We start from the raw sequence: 16,103 nt of genomic DNA on the forward strand, positions 1-16,103 counted from the left end.
GGGATTCCCTGTGACAGGCCTGTGACAGTCGGCGGACACCGTCATGAAGTCCCCCGGCCACGCTTTATGTAAAGCGGACAAAAAGCCTTATTCGGTCATATGTCCCCTGCTTTCAAGGGTGTGAGCAGCGACGACCGAGCCGACACGTCGGAGGAAATCCCATGAGCCTCACACTCTCCACGCCGCACGCCGAAGCCCCCGTCCCCGCGCTGGCCCCCCGCGAGCAGGAGACGCTGCGACATATCGCCGCAGGGCGCACCTACCTCCAGACGGCCCGCCACATGGGACTCTCCAAGCACACCGTCGACGCCTACCTCCGCCGCATCCGGGCCAAGCTCAACATCAACAGCACCGCCGAACTCACCCGGCTGGCCATCTCCCTGGGCCTATGACCACCACGCTCCCCAAGGCCGTGACCACCACGCTCCCCGCGACCACGACGTGACCGCCGCGCCCCACCGCCGCTGCTCACCGGCCCAGGCCGAAATCCCCTCGGCCCGGCCCCGTCAGCAGCGGCACACCGGCGCCGTTCCGGCACCGCCCCGGTGCCGGAAGGCCATGCCCGGCCCCTCGCACATCTCACATGCCCGGCCTGGGCCGGCCCGCCCGTGCGGCCTGGGACAGGGCGGCCCCCGCAAACGCCACGAAGGCGACACCGCACCCGAGCAGGCCGGTCCGCTCGGGTACGAGGAGGTCGGCCTCGCTGTCGGAGTACGTGCAGGTGAGGGAGGGCGGAAAGACGGTTCTTTCGATGTCCCGTACGTCGATCCGGATCAGCTTGGTGTCCGGGGGGATTGTCTTCGCGTGCAGGCACGCGTCGTAGAGCTCGGTCCGAGAGAGTTCCATCACGGGGCCGACACCGGTCACCCAGATCACGGCGGCCACCAACGGCGACCAGATCGCACCGGCCCGCACCCAGCGCGAGGCCCGCGACCTCCGCCCGATCAGGATGACGGAGAGGGCCACGACCAGAACCCCCGTGCCCGCCCACATGATCCACGTGCTCAGGACCGTGGGGTGCGACGGCCCATAAGCCCCCGAGTCGCTCCAGTAGCAGGCGACGTCGGGCGGGAAGGCGTCCACGCGCACGCGCACCAGCGGGAAGTCGTTGTCGAGGGTCTTCTCGCCGCACACCTGCACGGGATCGGTGAAGGCCAGCCCGTACGCCACGGCACCCGCGTATCCGAGCACCGCCACACCCGCGCCTATGACGGCCCAGCGGACCTGCCGGGACGGACGGCGCAGGGCCGCCCACAGCAGGTACGCAACCGATCCGGCCGCGCACAGGAAGAGGCTGACCAGCGGCACGGCGTAGAACACCAGCATGCTCACGGCCTCCGCGCGCGCTCGTCCACGGACCGGGCGGATGCGGACCGGGCGGATATGGACCGGGCGTATACGGCCAGGGCCACTGCGCTGACCGTGAGGCCGGCCAGCGCCGGGTTCACGTACCCGGGGACCTCCCGGTCGTAGGTGGTCCCGTCGCTTCGATGGCACACGAACCGGACCGGTACCCACCAGACGTGGTAGTCGTCGATCCAGTAGTCGCGTTCCTGCACGCCCGTGCGGCACGGCCGGATGGGCGACGAGTCCGCCCCGCCGTCCTCCGCGTCCAGCGCCGCGCCCGCGACGTACAGCATTCCCCAGGCGTACATCACGGCCGCGCCCGCCGCCACGACATACGCGAGACCGCGGAGCGAGCGCGCGAGCCCGCCTCTCCAGACACAGGCCAGTCCCCGGCCCAGGAACACCACGCCGGAGACGACCGCGACCAGGACGACCAGCAGACAGAGCAGGAAACTCACTTCGTCTCCCCCCGGCCCTTGCCCTCGTGCTCAAGACGTGTGTGATCCCGCACCACATGATCCCCTCCCGTCACGGTTCCCCGGGGGCGGGGACGATCAAGGGAGGGCGGGCGGTTGCACCGGGCCCGACCCAACGGCCGGCAGCCGGCATCGGGCCGTCCCGTCCGTTCCTCGTCCGGTGCCGGGCCGGCAGCCGGCATGCGGCCGCCATGGCTGACAGGCCGTCACAAATCCGTGCCCGCAGGCAGGTTGCCCGCACGGCCTGTCCGCCAGGCCCACGCCGTCCGGACCATGTCGTCCGCGCGCGCCGCACCGGCCGGCCGGTGCCGTACGGCCCTGACCGCATCGTCCGGGCCCCCTCGCCCGACGGGCGGGGGCAAGGCCACGCTCCTATGCTGGTGGGGCAGGAGCTCGAGGGTGGTGTCCACGGCACGGCGGTGCCCCGCGGTTCGCCGCGCAGCTGCCCGGCGCTCTCGTCCACCACCGTCCACCACGCTCGCGGGCTTCGTCCTCGGCTGCTGGGAGTGGGCTCATGACGCACGCGTGCAGACGGCTGCGCAGGGGAGCCGTAACCGCCACGGTGGTGGGGATGCTGACGGTGCCGGTCGCGGGCCCGGCCGCGTTCGCGGCGCCGGGGTCCGTGCGTACCGCGGCCACCGCCCCGCAGCCGCCCCCGCCCTCCGCCTCGCCGACGGGCGAGGTCCGCACCCTCACCCCCGCCGTGACCGGACAGCTCGATGGGACCGTGCAGCAGGTCATGCGCGAGGCGAACGTGCCCGGGGTGACCGTGGGCCTGTGGACACCCCACCAGGGCACCTACATAAGGTCGTTCGGGGTCGCCGACAAGAGCAGCGGCCGGCCGATGTCGCCGGATCTGTACACGCGGATCGGCAGCGAGACCAAGACGTTCACCGTGACGGCCCTGCTGAAACTCGTCGACGAGGGCAAGGCGGGCCTGGACGACCCGATCGGCAGATACGTCGCCGGGGTGCCGAACGGGGACAGGATCACCCTGCGCGAGCTGGCCGGGATGCGCAGCGGCCTGTTCAACTACACCGAGGACCCGGGCTTCTTCAAGGCCTTCACCTCCGATCCGCGGCGGCCCTTCACCCCGCACGAGCTGCTCGCCTACGCCTTCGGGCATCCCGTGCTGTTCCCGCCGGGCCAGAAGTTCTCCTACTGCAACACCAACCTCATCCTGCTCGGCCTGGTCGTCGAGAAGGCCGGCGGGAAACCGGTCCAGGACTACATCCACGACAACGTCCTCGCCCCGGCGGGCCTGCGCCACACCCTCTTCCCGACCGACGCCGCCTTCCCGAGCCCGCACGCGCAGGGCTACACCGACCAGACCGCGACCGGGAAGGTCGAGGACACGGCCGGCTGGAACCCGTCCTGGGCCTGGGCGGCCGGCGCCATGATCTCCACCCTGGACGACCTGCGCGTGTGGGCGCGCACGGTGGCCACCGGCGTCCTGCCCGACGGCACCACCCTGATCAGCCCGGCCACGCAGAAACAGCGGCTGACCACGCCTCCCACCACGATCCCGGGCGCCGGGTACGGCCTGGGCATCTTCGACGTCCAGGGCTGGATCGGGCACGACGGCTCCCTGCCCGGCTACGAATCCCTGACGATCTACCTCCCCGCGGCGCAGGCGACCCTCGTCGTCCTGCTGAACACCGACATCGACCACAACGGCGCGGAGCCCAGCACCCTCTTCGGGCAGGCGATCACGAAGATCGTCTCCCCGGGCCACGTCTTCAACCTGCCCGCCCAGCCCGCGGCCCGCTGACCACCCCCGCGAGGCGGCGCCGGCGGGGGAGAGGAACGCGTACCGCCGCAGCCCCCGCTCCGCAGGCCCACGGGTGCGACAACTCGCTAGCCTGGACACCAGGGGGCGGCTCGGGCGAAGCCCAAGGAGGCTGACGTGGCTGAAGCGACTCCTGAGGCCGGAGCGAAGGACCGTGACCGGACATACACCGGCCCCCGCGGCACCGGCACCCCCGGCTACCTGCCCATCGCCGAGCACGGCCTGATCGGCGACCTGCGCAGCGCCGCCCTCGTCGGCACGAACGGCACCATCGACTGGTACTGCTGCCCCCGCTTCGACGCACCCAGCGTCTTCGCCTCGATCCTCGACGCCGAACGGGGCGGGTCCTTCGAACTCGCCCCCGACGTCCCCACCCGCACCAAACAGTTCTACTTCCCCGACACCAACGTCCTGATCACCCGCTTCTTCGCGGACGACGGAGTCGGCGAGATCCAGGACTTCATGCCCGTCGTCGACGAATCACGCGAGGCCGACCGCCACCGCCTCATCCGCCGTGTGGTGTGCGTCCGCGGAGCACTCCCCTTCCGCGCCCGCGTCGCCCCCCGCTTCGAATACGGCACCGCACCCCACACCGTGCACGCCGAGGCCGGCCAGGCGGTCTTCGCCTCCGCCTCGCTGCGCCTCGCCCTGACCTCCACCGTGCCCATCGAGGTCGACGGCCCGGACGTCTGGGCCCTGTTCAAACTGCACGAGGGCGAGACGGCCGTCTTCACCATCGACAAGATCGGCGGCGACGTGGCACCCCGCTTCTGCGCCGTCGCCGAGGCGGAACGAGAATTCAACGCGACCGTGCGCTACTGGCGCCACTGGCTGTCCCAGTCCCGCTACCGCGGCCGCTGGCGGGAAATGGTCCACCGCTCCGCCCTCACCCTCAAACTCCTCACCTACGCCCCCACCGGCGCCATCGTCGCCGCGCCGACCACCAGCCTGCCCGAACAGATCGGCGGCGAACGCAACTGGGACTACCGCTACGTGTGGATCCGCGACGCCGCGTTCTGCGTGTACGCGATGCTCAGACTCGGCTTCACCGACGAAGCCGAAGCCTTCATGGGCTTCGTCACCGAGCACGTCCAGCGCGCCCCCGACGGCCCGACCGGACCCACCGGCCCCCTGCAGATCATGTACGGCATCGACGGATGCCGTGACCTGCCCGAACGCGAACTGCCCCACCTCGAGGGCTACCGCGGCTCAGCCCCCGTACGCGTCGGCAACGCCGCCGTCGACCAGCTCCAGCTCGACATCTACGGGGCACTCATCGACTCCCTCTACCTCTACGACAAGTGGGGCAAGCCCATCTCCAGCGCCCACTGGGACAGCATCAGCGAGCTCGTCGACTGGGTGTGCGACCACTGGGACCAGCCCGACGAGGGAGTCTGGGAGACCCGCGGCGGCCGCAAGACGTTCCTCTACTCCCGCCTCATGTGCTGGGTGGCGATCGAACGCGCCATGCGGCTGGCCCGGCACCGCGGCCTGCCCGCCGACATGGTCCGCTGGGGCGCCGTCCGCGACACGATCTACCGGCGGATCATGAGCCACGGCTGGTCCGCCGAACGCCACGCCTTCACCCAGTACGAGGACAGCGACATCCTCGACGCCTCCCTGCTGATGATGCCGCTGGCGAAGTTCATCGCCCCGACCGACCCCAAATGGCTCGCCACCCTCGACGCCCTCGGCGAGGACCTGGTGTCCGACTCCCTGGTCTACCGCTACGACCCCCAGGCCAGCCCCGACGGCCTCCAGGGCGAGGAAGGCACCTTCTCGATCTGCTCCTTCTGGTACGTCGAGGCACTCACCCGCGCCGGCCGCCTGGACGAGGCCCGCCTCGCCTTCGAGAAGATGCTCACCTACGCCAACCACCTCGGCCTCTACGCGGAGGAGATCGGCCACACCGGCGAACAGCGCGGAAACTTCCCCCAGGCCTTCACCCACCTCGCCCTGATCAGCGCCGCCTTCAACCTCGACCGCATGCTCGGCTAGACGAATGAGTCCGATGCCGGGGCCGGTGCGCGAGCGTGAAGAGAGGGCGCTCAAGACCATGTTGTGACGCAACCCGTCTGCCTTGCCCTGGCGCAAGCCCTGCCCCGCAGGCACAGGTCCGGGCACGCCGCTCGCGCAGCGCGACGGCGAGGTCTTCCAGGTACGTGCCCACGCCGTCCCGCCCGCCGGACTGCTCGGCATCGCCACGGCGGCCACCTGTTTCGGGGGGGGTGCCTCTATGTCCTTCGTCAAGCGAGGCGTGGGGTTCTGGGTTCGTAGAAGGTGCCGTCGCGGAGCATCGCGAACAGCACGCTGATCCGCTGTCGGGCAAGGCGGAGGAGGGCCTGCGTGTGGGTCTTTCCGCGAGCTCGGCAGCGGTCGTAGTAGGAACGGGAGGCGGGATCGTGCAGGGCGGCGAACGCGGACAGGAACATCGCCCGTTTGAGCTGCCGGTTGCCGCCTCTGGGCGCGTGTTCGCCGTGGATCGAGGTTCCCGAAGACTTCGTCGTCGGGGCGAGCCCGGCGTAGGAGGCCAGATGGGCGGCGGTGGGGAAGCTGGTTGCGTCGCCGACGGTGACCAGCAAGGTGGCGGCGGTCCTGACCGCAACCCCGGGCATCGAGGTCAGGACCGGGGAAAGAGGGTGAGCCTCCAGCAACTGCCCGATCTGCGCTTCAAGGGCTCGTCGCTGTTCATGGACGGCGGCGAGCGAACGGGCAAGGGAGGGGATGACGATGTCGAGGGTGCCCGTGCCTGGAACGACGACGGTTTGTTCGTCCAGGGCATCGAAGACCTCGTCGATCAGCCGCTCGGCCATGCGTGGAGCTCTGGGTCTGGTGACCTCGACGAGCTTGCGGCGTCCGGCTTTTCGCAGCGCGGCCGGAGAGCCGTAGCGTTCCAGCAGCCAGGTCACCGCGGGGTGGTCCAGGCGTGGGCCAAGGACGCGTTCCAGCGAGGGGTGGAACTGGGTGAGCAGGCCGCGTATCCGGTTGGAGGTGCGGGTGGCCTCGGCTGCCAGGTCCTGGTCGAAGCCCACCAACACGGTCAGTTCGGCGGTGATCTCGTCGGTGAGCTCAAGCGAGCGCAGGGTGTGCGGCATGGTCCGGGCGGCGTCCGCGATGACCGCGGCGTCCTTCGCGTCGGTCTTCGCCTCGCCCGGGTAGAGGTCGGCGATCCGGCGCATCGCGAGTCCGGGCAGGTAGGCGACCTTGCAGCCAGCGTCCCGGGCGACCGTCAGAGGCAGGGCTCCGATCGAGGCGGGCTGGTCCACGATCACCAGCACGGTGCCGAACTTCGCGGCCAGCTTGTCGAAGACGGCCCGCAGCTTCGGCTCGCTGTTGGGCAGCTGCTTGTCGAAGACCTTCTTGCCGGCCGGGGTGAGGCCGTGCCCGTGATGGGCGCTCTTGCCTACGTCCAGGCCGAGGAAGACGCCCACGTCGTCGATGTCGTACAAGCCGTCCTCCCGAACGGGGTTCGTGCGGTGCTGGCCAGGGCTTCGGCGTCGTATGCGCGCATCCACGTTATGCAGACCTGCCGCCCGAAAACGGCCGGGCATTGCGCTCGGCCAGGCGGTAGTCGGACCTCTCATCAGCGTCTCCAACGGCGCCTCGTGGGCCCGGTGACACCACCCCCCAGGTCATCCGTTCGACAGGGGGGAACAGCCATGCCGGGCCCGGAGGCCAGCGGTCCCGTTGCGGAACCGCGAAGAAGATAACGGGGGGCGGCAGGTTCAGGGGTAGATGCCGGCCCGGAAGACGAACGAGACGAGTTGCGCTCGATCACGTGCGCCGACCTTCGTCATGGCCCGCACCGCATGCGTCTTCACGGTGAACGGCGACACGGACATCTGGGCCGCGATCTCGTCGTTGCCGAGACCGCGCGCGACGAGAACGACCACGTCCCGCTCCCTGGGTGTCAGAGCGTCGAAGCGTCGCAGCAGTTCCTGGTCGATCACCGGGGGCGGACTGCCAGTCATGTGACCGATGAGCGCGGCCGTCGCGGCGGCCGACAGCGCGCCGCCACCGCCAACGACCTCGGTGATTCCGGCGACGAGTTCAGCGGGGCTCACGGTCTTGCTCAGGAAGCCGTTGGCGCCCGCGCGAAGGGCGGCGAGAACGATGTCGTCCTGGTCAAAGGTGGTCAGCACGATCACCCGCATCTTTTCGGGCGGGTGCTCTTTGCGGATCCGGCGGGTGGCTTCGACACCGTCGATGCCGGGCATCCGGATGTCCATCAGGACCAGGTCGACGGGGTGGTCCCGGAGGAAGGGGACGACCTGGAGCCCATCGGAGAGATCACCCGCAACAACGAGACTTGGGTCGAGCCGGAGCATCGCTTTGATGCCGGCCCTTATCTCGTCCTGGTCGTCGACGATCAGAATCCGCGTCATCGGACGACGGCTCCCAGGGGGCTGAACTCCGCATGGACCCGGAATCGCCCGTCGTCACTGTCGATCGTCAGCCGCCCGCTGGAGGACTCGACGCGTTCGCGCATCCCCACGAGCCCGAGTCCGCTGCCCGAGCCGGAGCCGCGCAGTGAGTGACCGACGCGGTTCTCCACGGTGACGCAGATCCTGCCGTCGCGCTGGCCCACATCCACCGTTGCCGCCCCCTCTCCATGCCGGTAGGCATTCGTGAGCGCTTCCTGAACGACCCGGTAGACCGTCACGCCGACGCTGGGCTCCACGAAACCGGCGGGGATGTCGATGGAGGGATGGACGTCGAGGCCGATGCTCTCGAAAGAGGCGATAAGGCCTTCCAGGCCGCTGAGCGCCGGGGTCGGCCGGAGCGCCTCGTCTTCGGAGATGTCGTCTGCGAGGCGGAGGAGCGCGAGAATCCGTTGCGTTTCGACGACGACGGCGCGGGCGCTGGACCTGGCTGAGACCAGGGCCTGCCGGGAGGACTCGGCGTCTGCGGGCAGCCCGATCTCCGCGGCACCGAGATGCAGGCTCAGCATCGCGACCTGGTGGCCGATGACGTCGTGGAGGTCCCGGGCGATGCGGAGCCGTTCCTCGGTCACCCGTCGGGTGGCTTCGATCTCGCGGGTGGCGATGGCGCTTTCGGCCCGTTCCTCCAGGGTGCGCCAGTGCTCTCGATGGATGCGCAGCGCGGCCCCTGTCGCACCTCCAGCTATGGCCGAGAAGAGTGCGGCGGCTCCCACGATCGCGCCGCCGCGGAATCCTCCCAGCGTCATGAACGCCCCCAGGAAGAACGCCGCCACGATGCCGGTTCCGGCCAGCGGCTGCTTCCCCCTGAGGGTGACCGAGAACAGCACGAGCACTGCCATCATCCACACCGACAGGGGGTCGTGGCCCACCGCTGTGACGGCGAAGGATGCCGCGCTCGTTACGACCAGTCCTGCCCACGGCCTCCACCACGAGAGGGCGACACCGCCACCGGCGAGGAGTACGGAGAGGGCCGTCGGCCAATCCGACCCTCGCAGGATCACTGCCGCGATCTGGCCGGTGAACACCAGCGCGGCCACCGAATAGGCGATGAGGTGCAGCGACTTGGGGCGGCGGACCCACAGGGGTGCCACGGGCCCGTCCTGATTGCTCTGCGCCTCGACCATGGTCCGATTCTCGTCCACGTGCGCTGCGGCCGTGTACTTCGAATGAAGTAGACGGCGAGCCCGGTCCGGGCGATGGGGACGGCAGAACTCATTCGATTCGAAGTGGATGGCAGAACTACTTCGTTCGAAGTACACGGCTCCTCCCGAGGCCGCTGAGACTCCTCACCGAGGCGACCGTCTCACACCATCACGATCACAAAACGGGACATCCGATGACTCAGACCACCATGACTTCGAGCACGCACACGATTATGACGACGTCCTCCGGGCTCCGATCGCTCTATCTGATCCGAGTCGCCTTCTCCCTGATCTGGGTGGCACTCGTCGTCGCGACCTCCGCCTCGCTCGTGCCGGCGGACAAGCCCACCGTGATCGCGGCCGTGCTGCTCGTCAGCTACCCCCTGTGGGACGTCATCGCCACACTCCTCGAGCGCCGCATGGCTGGCACCGGCTCCACGGACCGCCTCGGTACCACCAACATGGCTCTCGGCCTCGCCACCACCGCCGGGATGACCGTTGCCGTCTTCTCCACCATCGGGACGGCCCTGCTCGTGTTCGGCATCTGGGCCCTCCTTTCCGGAGCGATCCAGCTCGTCGTGGCGATCCAGCGCCGACGCACCGTCGGTGCCCAGTGGCCCATGGTCATCAGCGGCGGACTGTCCGTCCTCGCCGGTGCCTCCTTCGCTGCCATGTCCGCCTCGGCGACGAGCAGCCTCTCCTCCGTCGCCGGATACTCAGCCTTCGGTGCCTTGTGGTTCCTTGTCTCCGTCATCGCCCTGAGCATCCGCAGCCGACGCGAAAAGCGTTGACCACCGCGGTCGGAGCCACCGCCTCTCCCGGGGCGCGGCGTATTCCGCGAACTCGGCGTCGAGCAGATCGTCAGCCCAACTGCTGAGGGAGGCAGGGGAACATGCCGGTCAGGTGCTTGCGGGCGAAGCGCAGCCAGCGCGCCTCGGAGCGGTGGCCGAGCAGGCCTTGCGCCACGGCAAGGCAGACGAGTGCGGAGTCGGTCAGCAGTGGCGGCCGTCCCCTCCGCCGGGTCCCTCCGCCCCGGCTGTGACGCAGCTCCTGTCGCCCCCGCGGGAGACCGCCGTACCGTTGTCCGCCACGCACACCCCCGCCCGGGCGCGCAGTGCCCGCGACCGGATCACCCACACCGGAACACCCAGGACAGGCGGGCACACGCACAGGACGGCCCACCATGCCCACCGCTCTCTCGCCCGTCATCACCGCCTCCACACGCTGGCTGCTGGCGGCCTTCCCCCCGGCCACCGGCCCGCTGAACCAGGCCCTGGCCGAAGCCCAGGCAGGACACGCGGCCACCATCGCCGCCGCCCTGCGCTACCCCACCGCACTGGACGCCGAACTGCTGGACCTGCTCGGCCCCGGCGGCTCCGGCCGGCTGGACTTCGTCACCGGCGCCGACGCACCCCCGCTGACGGACGCCACCCACGCCTGGCGCACCCAGGTCGACGAGACCGTCGTCAGCTGGGCGGCCTGCCTGCTGACCGACGCCGACCTCGCCGCCCTGGCCGCCGCCTGCCTGACCGCCACCCACCACGGCCCCGACAGCGTGGGCGACGCGCGCCGGCTGACCATCCCCAGCCCGCGCGACCACCGCGCGGCCCCCCTGCTGCGCCACCCGGACTTCCTCGGCCCGATCGCGGACCTCCACCGCGAGACCCTCCTCGGCCTCCTCGGCGCCGCCCCGGCCCCCACCGCCCCCGAGCCCAGGTGACAACCAAGCTCAGGGCGCCTTGAACAGAGCCGGGAAACGCGGAGCGAGCCAGGGCTTGCGCCCCCCGACCAGGATGCGGCCCTGAGCGAGGGCGCCCCACTGGCCCCGGCGCCCGAGCGCCATCAGCAGAAACGTGACCGGCTCGATGAGGATGGTGCAGTCCGCACGCCCCGGCAGCCGCTCACCGACCGACACCGCACCCCCGGCCACCCGCACCCCGAACCGGCCGCCACCCCACAACCGGATCGCATAGCAGGCGCTCAGCCCGGCCGTGCCGGCCGCGTCGGTCACCCGTGGCATCACCGTCAGGAAGAACGGCAGCGTCAGCCGCACCCGCTCCCGGTCGATCATGTGCGCACGCCCCAGCGCACGGGCGAGATCGTAACCGTGCCCCAGCATGTGCGCGAGCAGATACGACCCCAGCACATCCGGCCCCATCGGGCCCAGCGGAGTGACCACCGTCCCCTGCGCGCTCCGCTCCTCCAGCGCCCTCAGACACGCACCGGCCTGCTCCACGATCATCCCGGCCAGCGGCTCGGCCCCGCGCTCACCGAACGCCGCGAGCGCCTGCTCGTTGGCCGCGGCCAGACTCTGCGCCGTGCCGTCCCCGTAGCTGCGCGCACGGCCCGCCGCGATGTCCGCCATCAGCTCGTTGGCCAGTGCCAGATGCGCGGCCGCCTCCCCGACGCTCCACTGCGACTGCGGCACCCGGCGTTCCATGCCGGCGCCCGCCCGCAGCAGTGCGGCGATCTCCTCGGCCGTATCCCGTATCGCCGCACCGAGCCCCTCGGGCACCGCACCCCGTACGTCCGGTCCCGCCACTGGTTCCACGCCGCCTCATCCTCGCTTCTCGTTCCCGTCACGGATCACTCGGCGTACAGAAGACCAGGTGACAAAGGCAGCGACAAGCCCCTGAACCACGCGGCCGGGACCAGACCCCGTCCGCGGCACCGCCCGCTCCTGTCCAGCGCCTTTGCCCCCGCCAGGCCCGTCCGCCGGGCCCGTTTGCCAGGCGGGTTCGCCAAGTCCGGGCGCCCCGGGCTGTGTTGAGGGGACGCCGGAGGCGGATGGCATAGTGCCCCGCATGCCGATACGGACCGCACGCCCGCACAAGGGCAGGTGGTGGGGAGCCCTCGTCGCACTCCTCGTCGCACTCGTCCTCACGGCCGCCGCGCCCGCCGCCGCCGACGGGCCCGGTGAGACCGGCCTGCGGTTCGAGGCCCCCGGAACGTTCGTCATGTACAACGCCGACGAGGGCGCGAAGGCCGAGAACGCCGCCTTCGTCCTGCCGGTCGCCGTCGTGCCCGGGAACACCGGACCGGCCCGCAACATCAAGGTCGTGGTGGACGCGTCGGGGCTGGCGGGGGTGGCCCGAGTGAGCAAGGGCAGTGGCAACAACTGCACCGGCGGGGGCTGGGTGTGGACATGCGAGTACGGCACCCTGGACAACGACGGGGAGAGCATGCCGCCCTTCACCCTCCACGGCGTGGACGGGACGCAGCCGGGCGACAGCGGGACGGTCACGTACACCGCGAGCGCGGACAACACGGCCTCCGTCACCGGCACCACCCGCATGACCGTCGGGGGGCCCACGCTGTACGGGCCCGAGGCGCTGGGGAAGATGACCGGAGTGGAGCCGGGGAAGCCCGTGTCGCTGACACCGATGTTCTCCAACCCCAGCCGGTTCTCCACACAGCGCGGCATCGCTCTGCGGATCACCGCACAGGGCGGCCTGGTGCTGGCGGCCCGTCACCGCAACTGCTCCTACAACCCGACGTTCACCGACGCCTGGTGCACGTTCCCGGCGAAGGCCGCACCGCGCACCGCGTACCGCACGAGCTCGCCCCTCACCTTCACCGCCGCCCCCGGGGAACTGGCCGGCACGCTGGAGTACTCCTGGTCGTCCGGCCCGCGGCGGCCCGCCGGGCTCACGGTGCGCGGCACGGGCGCCCCGCTCACGCTGACCAGGACACCCGAAGGGGGCATCCACGACGCCACCGGCACGGTCACCGTCGTGGAGACCACCGTGCAGGCCGACTACGCGGCGCTCACCGGGACCGTGCGGGGCCGGGTCGGCGACACGGTGAGCGTGACGCTCGGGGTGCGTGGCCTCGGCCCCGGCAGGCCGGCGGACGAGAGGGGCCGCTTCGAGGTGGTCCCGCCGGAGGGCACCACGGTCACCTCCATCCCCTACACCTTCGAGGACACGGACGGGAAGTGGGCGTGCGCGCGGCCCAAGAAGCCGGGCGGGGCCTTCGTCTGCGATCTCGACAGCGACGTGCTGTGGCCGGGGGACGACGGGACCACCACCGTGGGCTTCCGCTTCCGCATCGACCGGCAGGTGCCCGGCGCCCACGGCACCGTCCGCACGTACAACCCCTACGACCGCACGCCCGGCAACGACACCGCCCGCATCCCGCTGGAGGCGTCACCGGCTCCGCCGTACCGGTCGGCCGTACGGCCCGCGGTGCTGATCCCGGCGGTGCTGGCCGCCGTGGCGGTCGCGGCCGCAGGGGTGACACACCGCCGTCGCCGCCGGGCCGTGGCCGTCCCCGGAAACTCCGCGGACGGCGAGCGCACCGGCAGCTGACAGGCGCCGGCGCAGGGGAGACGCGGGTCACATCGGGCCATGTCACAGGAGGCCGGGCTACCTCGTCTCAGGGGATGTAGCCACCGACGGCCCCAGAGGAGCACAGCATGGACGCGCGACTGGACTACTTCGCCGACCCGACCGCCGCAAAGGCCCTCAAGTACTTCATGTCGGCGGGCAAGGCGCTCAAGGACTCGCCGCTGCCGGCCGCGACGCAGGAGCTGGTGGCACTGCGCGTGAGCCAGATCAACGGATGCGCCGCCTGCATCGACATGCACACCAAGGAGGCCGCCGCGGCCGGCGAGACCCCGGTACGCCTCAACCTGGTCGCGGCGTGGCGTGAGGCCACGGTCTTCACCGAGGCCGAGCGTGCCGCGCTGGAGCTGGCGGAGGAGGGGACCCGGGTCGCGGACGCGGCCGGCGGGGTCGGCGACGAAGTGTGGGCGCATGCCGCCAAGCACTATGACGAGGACCAGCTCACCGCCCTGGTGGTCCTGGTCTCCTTCATGAACGCGGTGAACCGGCTGAACATCATCACCCGGCAGCCGGCCGGCAACTACGAGGCGGGGCAGTTCCATTGAGCGGTGGAGGGGAGATGCCGGGCAACAGAAGGGTGACCTCGTGAACCTCGCACTGTGGATCGGTGCCGGCACGGGGCCGCTTCGGCCCCGAGTCCTTCATCGGCCGACCGGCGCCACGGCGTAGTTCCCGGCAGGCTCCGGGCCGCCGGGTTCGTGGATGTTCAAGGGAAGAGGGTCCGGCGTGAGCAAGGTCGAGGAGTTCGAGGAGCTGCGGCCGCTGCTGTTTTCGATCGCCTACCGGATTCTGGGCAGCGTGGGCGAGGCCGAGGACGCGGTGCAGGAGACATGGCTGCGTTTTGACGGCTCGTCGACCCGGCCCACGTCGGCCAAGGCTTTCCTGTCGGCCGCGGTGACACGGATCTCCATCGATGTGCTGCGCTCCGCACGGGTGCGGCGGGAGGAGTACGTGGGTCCGTGGTTTCCCGAGCCGCTGCTGAGCGATCCGTATCAGGATCCGGCACAGGCGGTGGAGCTGGCCGACTCGGTGTCGATGGCGGCGCTGCTGCTGCTGGAGCGGCTCAGCCCGCTGGAGCGGGCGGTGTTCGTACTGCGGGAGGTCTTCGCCTTCGAGTTCGGCGAGGTCGCTGCGGCGGTGGGGCGCTCGGAGGCGGCGTGCCGGCAACTGCTGGTGCGGGCGCGGCGGCACATGGAGGCCGGGCGGCCGCGGTTCGAAGCGGACCGGCAGGAGCGGCACGAGCTGGCGACGCGGTTCTTCGACGCGCTGAAGAGCGGTGATGTGGACGGGCTGCGGGATCTGCTGGCCGCCGATGTGCAACTGGTCGGGGACGGCGGCGGCAAGGCCCCGCAGCTGGCCAAGGCTGTCATGGGCGCGCAGAACGTGGCCCGGGTGCTGGGCACGGTCTTCCCCTTGATGAGCCGGATCGACGTGACGTTCGAGCCGCACGAGGTCAACGGCCAGCCCGGCGCGATCTTCCGGGACCGGGACGGCAAGGTGCTCCACACCCTGGCCCTGGACGTGCTCGACGGGCAGATCCAGACCATCCGCACGGTGATCAATCCCGACAAGCTCGGCCACCTCGGGCCGGTCGCCGATGCCTGGGCCGTCGACCGCGAGGTGAAGCAGGCCCGCCGGCGGATGAACTGACCCCGGTGCGCGGCGCGGACCGGCTCGCCTTTCCGCCTGAACCGATCGCCCCCGTGGCGTGCCCGGTCGGCCCGGACCATGGCGCGCCGCCCCCTGCACGGCACACACACGCGCCGGCCGCCACCCGCCCGTACACGGCCACGCGGCCCGGTCACTTGAGGATGTTGACGGCCCGGGCGACGACCAGCACCACCGTCGCCAAGGAGACCGAGGACTGCAGCATCATCAGCATCTTGGCCCACCGCGACAGCGGCATCACGTCGGTCGGGCTGAAGGCGGTGGAGTTGGTGAACGACAGATACAGGTAGTCCAGGAACGCCGGCTCCCAGTCCGGCGGCGCGGTCTGCGGGCTCTGCATCTGTACGAAGAGGAAGTCGGCGTACTGGCTCTGGCCGCGGACCCGCGCCATCGGCCCGCCGCGGTCCCACTCCCAGTACCACAGGGCGAACACGATGACGTTCGTCAGCCAGATACCGCCGCCGGTCAGCAGCAGCGGCCCGGCCTCTGTCGCCGCGGTGCCGTTGACCAGACCCGCCACCAGCCGGACCGCCGACCAGCCGTTGGCCAGACTGATCACACCGGTCAGAGCCAGCCCCCACCACCGCAGCCACCGGGTGCGGGGTTCGACCCGCCGGGGGTTCGCCGCGACCAGACCGGCCAGCAGCACCAACTCCAGGGCCGGCAATGCCCAGTACGGATGGAAGGCGAGCCGGTGCGGCAGCATCCACTGCAGCGCGACCGCCACCAGGATCACCGCGGTCACCGCCCAGCGCGGCTCACCCCGCGTCGCCCGCCGCCACGCGGGCGCCACTTCACGCTCACCGCTCTCCAGCAGTCGCTCGATCCGCGCCAGGCGGCTCTCGGCATCACCCGTACTGTCACTCATGGCGATGATTGTCCTCGGCGGGGCC

The 16,103-nt window shown here is 70.8% G+C and carries 15 protein-coding genes and 1 pseudogene; 8 read left to right on the plus strand and 8 right to left on the minus strand.

Annotated elements, in window-relative coordinates; translation table 11 throughout:
• The first annotated feature begins 161 nt into the window (after positions 1-161).
• Complete coding sequence (locus FNV62_RS52755; protein ID WP_143651805.1) at positions 162-392, plus strand: response regulator transcription factor; 231 nt, start codon at positions 162-164, stop codon at positions 390-392.
• 187 nt (positions 393-579) lie between these two features.
• Here the strand turns inward: FNV62_RS52755 and FNV62_RS52760 are convergent, their stop codons facing one another.
• Complete coding sequence (locus FNV62_RS52760; protein WP_143652498.1) at positions 580-1,326, minus strand: hypothetical protein; 747 nt, start codon at positions 1,324-1,326, stop codon at positions 580-582.
• A 2-nt stretch (positions 1,327-1,328) separates the two neighbouring features.
• Positions 1,329-1,805: a hypothetical protein gene (locus FNV62_RS52765; RefSeq protein WP_143606309.1), complete on the minus strand. Its 477-nt coding sequence runs from the start codon at positions 1,803-1,805 to the stop codon at positions 1,329-1,331.
• A 532-nt stretch (positions 1,806-2,337) separates the two neighbouring features.
• Between FNV62_RS52765 and FNV62_RS52770 the strand changes: the two genes are divergently transcribed.
• Both FNV62_RS52770 and FNV62_RS52775 read left to right on the plus strand, forming a co-directional pair.
• A complete protein-coding gene (locus tag FNV62_RS52770) occupies positions 2,338-3,594 on the plus strand; it encodes a serine hydrolase domain-containing protein (protein WP_143651806.1) in 1,257 nt (418 codons plus the stop codon).
• A 135-nt stretch (positions 3,595-3,729) separates the two neighbouring features.
• Positions 3,730-5,610: a glycoside hydrolase family 15 protein gene (locus FNV62_RS52775; protein WP_143651807.1), complete on the plus strand. Its 1,881-nt coding sequence runs from the start codon at positions 3,730-3,732 to the stop codon at positions 5,608-5,610.
• 248 nt (positions 5,611-5,858) lie between these two features.
• On the opposite strand, the gene FNV62_RS52780 is transcribed toward FNV62_RS52775, so the two are convergent.
• From FNV62_RS52780 to FNV62_RS52790, 3 genes are all read right to left on the minus strand, one after another.
• Positions 5,859-7,061, minus strand: coding sequence for an IS110 family transposase (locus tag FNV62_RS52780; protein WP_143608937.1), 1,203 nt, complete (start codon positions 7,059-7,061; stop codon positions 5,859-5,861).
• 276 nt (positions 7,062-7,337) lie between these two features.
• Entirely contained in the window at positions 7,338-7,997 is a 660-nt protein-coding gene (locus tag FNV62_RS52785) for a response regulator transcription factor (protein WP_143651808.1), read from the minus strand.
• A complete protein-coding gene (locus FNV62_RS52790; RefSeq protein ID WP_143651809.1) occupies positions 7,994-9,178 on the minus strand; it encodes a sensor histidine kinase in 1,185 nt (394 codons plus the stop codon). Before FNV62_RS52790 ends, FNV62_RS52785 begins: the two co-directional genes overlap by 4 nt.
• A 212-nt stretch (positions 9,179-9,390) precedes the next feature.
• Between FNV62_RS52790 and FNV62_RS52795 the strand changes: the two genes are divergently transcribed.
• A complete protein-coding gene (locus tag FNV62_RS52795; RefSeq protein ID WP_143651810.1) occupies positions 9,391-9,987 on the plus strand; it encodes a DUF308 domain-containing protein in 597 nt (198 codons plus the stop codon).
• Between the two features lie 73 nt (positions 9,988-10,060).
• On the opposite strand, the pseudogene FNV62_RS52800 reads toward FNV62_RS52795, so the two are convergent.
• A pseudogene (locus FNV62_RS52800) lies at positions 10,061-10,219 on the minus strand (IS982 family transposase); the annotation flags it as partial.
• 160 nt (positions 10,220-10,379) lie between these two features.
• Between FNV62_RS52800 and FNV62_RS52805 the strand changes: the two are divergent.
• Complete coding sequence (locus tag FNV62_RS52805; protein ID WP_143651811.1) at positions 10,380-10,916, plus strand: hypothetical protein; 537 nt, start codon at positions 10,380-10,382, stop codon at positions 10,914-10,916.
• A gap of 9 nt (positions 10,917-10,925) precedes the next feature.
• Here the strand turns inward: FNV62_RS52805 and FNV62_RS52810 are convergent, their stop codons facing one another.
• Positions 10,926-11,747 (minus strand): maleylpyruvate isomerase family mycothiol-dependent enzyme, encoded by an 822-nt coding sequence (locus FNV62_RS52810; protein ID WP_382207862.1) that lies wholly within the window; start codon positions 11,745-11,747, stop codon positions 10,926-10,928.
• A gap of 253 nt (positions 11,748-12,000) precedes the next feature.
• Here FNV62_RS52810 and FNV62_RS52815 point away from each other — a divergent pair, with 253 nt between their 5' ends.
• The 3 genes from FNV62_RS52815 (at position 12,001) to FNV62_RS52825 (ending at position 15,192) form a co-directional block, all read left to right on the plus strand.
• Positions 12,001-13,506, plus strand: a complete 1,506-nt coding sequence (locus FNV62_RS52815) for a hypothetical protein (RefSeq protein WP_225900743.1) — start codon at positions 12,001-12,003, stop codon at positions 13,504-13,506.
• Positions 13,507-13,613: 107 nt separating this feature from the next.
• Entirely contained in the window at positions 13,614-14,087 is a 474-nt protein-coding gene (locus FNV62_RS52820; RefSeq protein WP_143651812.1) for a carboxymuconolactone decarboxylase family protein, read from the plus strand.
• Positions 14,088-14,268: 181 nt separating this feature from the next.
• A complete protein-coding gene (locus tag FNV62_RS52825; RefSeq protein ID WP_143651813.1) occupies positions 14,269-15,192 on the plus strand; it encodes an RNA polymerase sigma-70 factor in 924 nt (307 codons plus the stop codon).
• Between the two features lie 151 nt (positions 15,193-15,343).
• On the opposite strand, the gene FNV62_RS52830 is transcribed toward FNV62_RS52825, so the two are convergent.
• The gene (locus tag FNV62_RS52830; RefSeq protein ID WP_143651814.1) at positions 15,344-16,078 is read right to left on the minus strand and encodes a DUF1345 domain-containing protein; all 735 of its coding nucleotides are present in this window, start codon (positions 16,076-16,078) and stop codon (positions 15,344-15,346) included.
• Positions 16,079-16,103 lie beyond the last annotated feature (25 nt).

This window comes from Streptomyces sp. RLB3-17 (assembly GCF_007113425.2).
In the GTDB taxonomy this organism is placed as follows: domain Bacteria; phylum Actinomycetota; class Actinomycetes; order Streptomycetales; family Streptomycetaceae; genus Streptomyces; species Streptomyces mirabilis_D.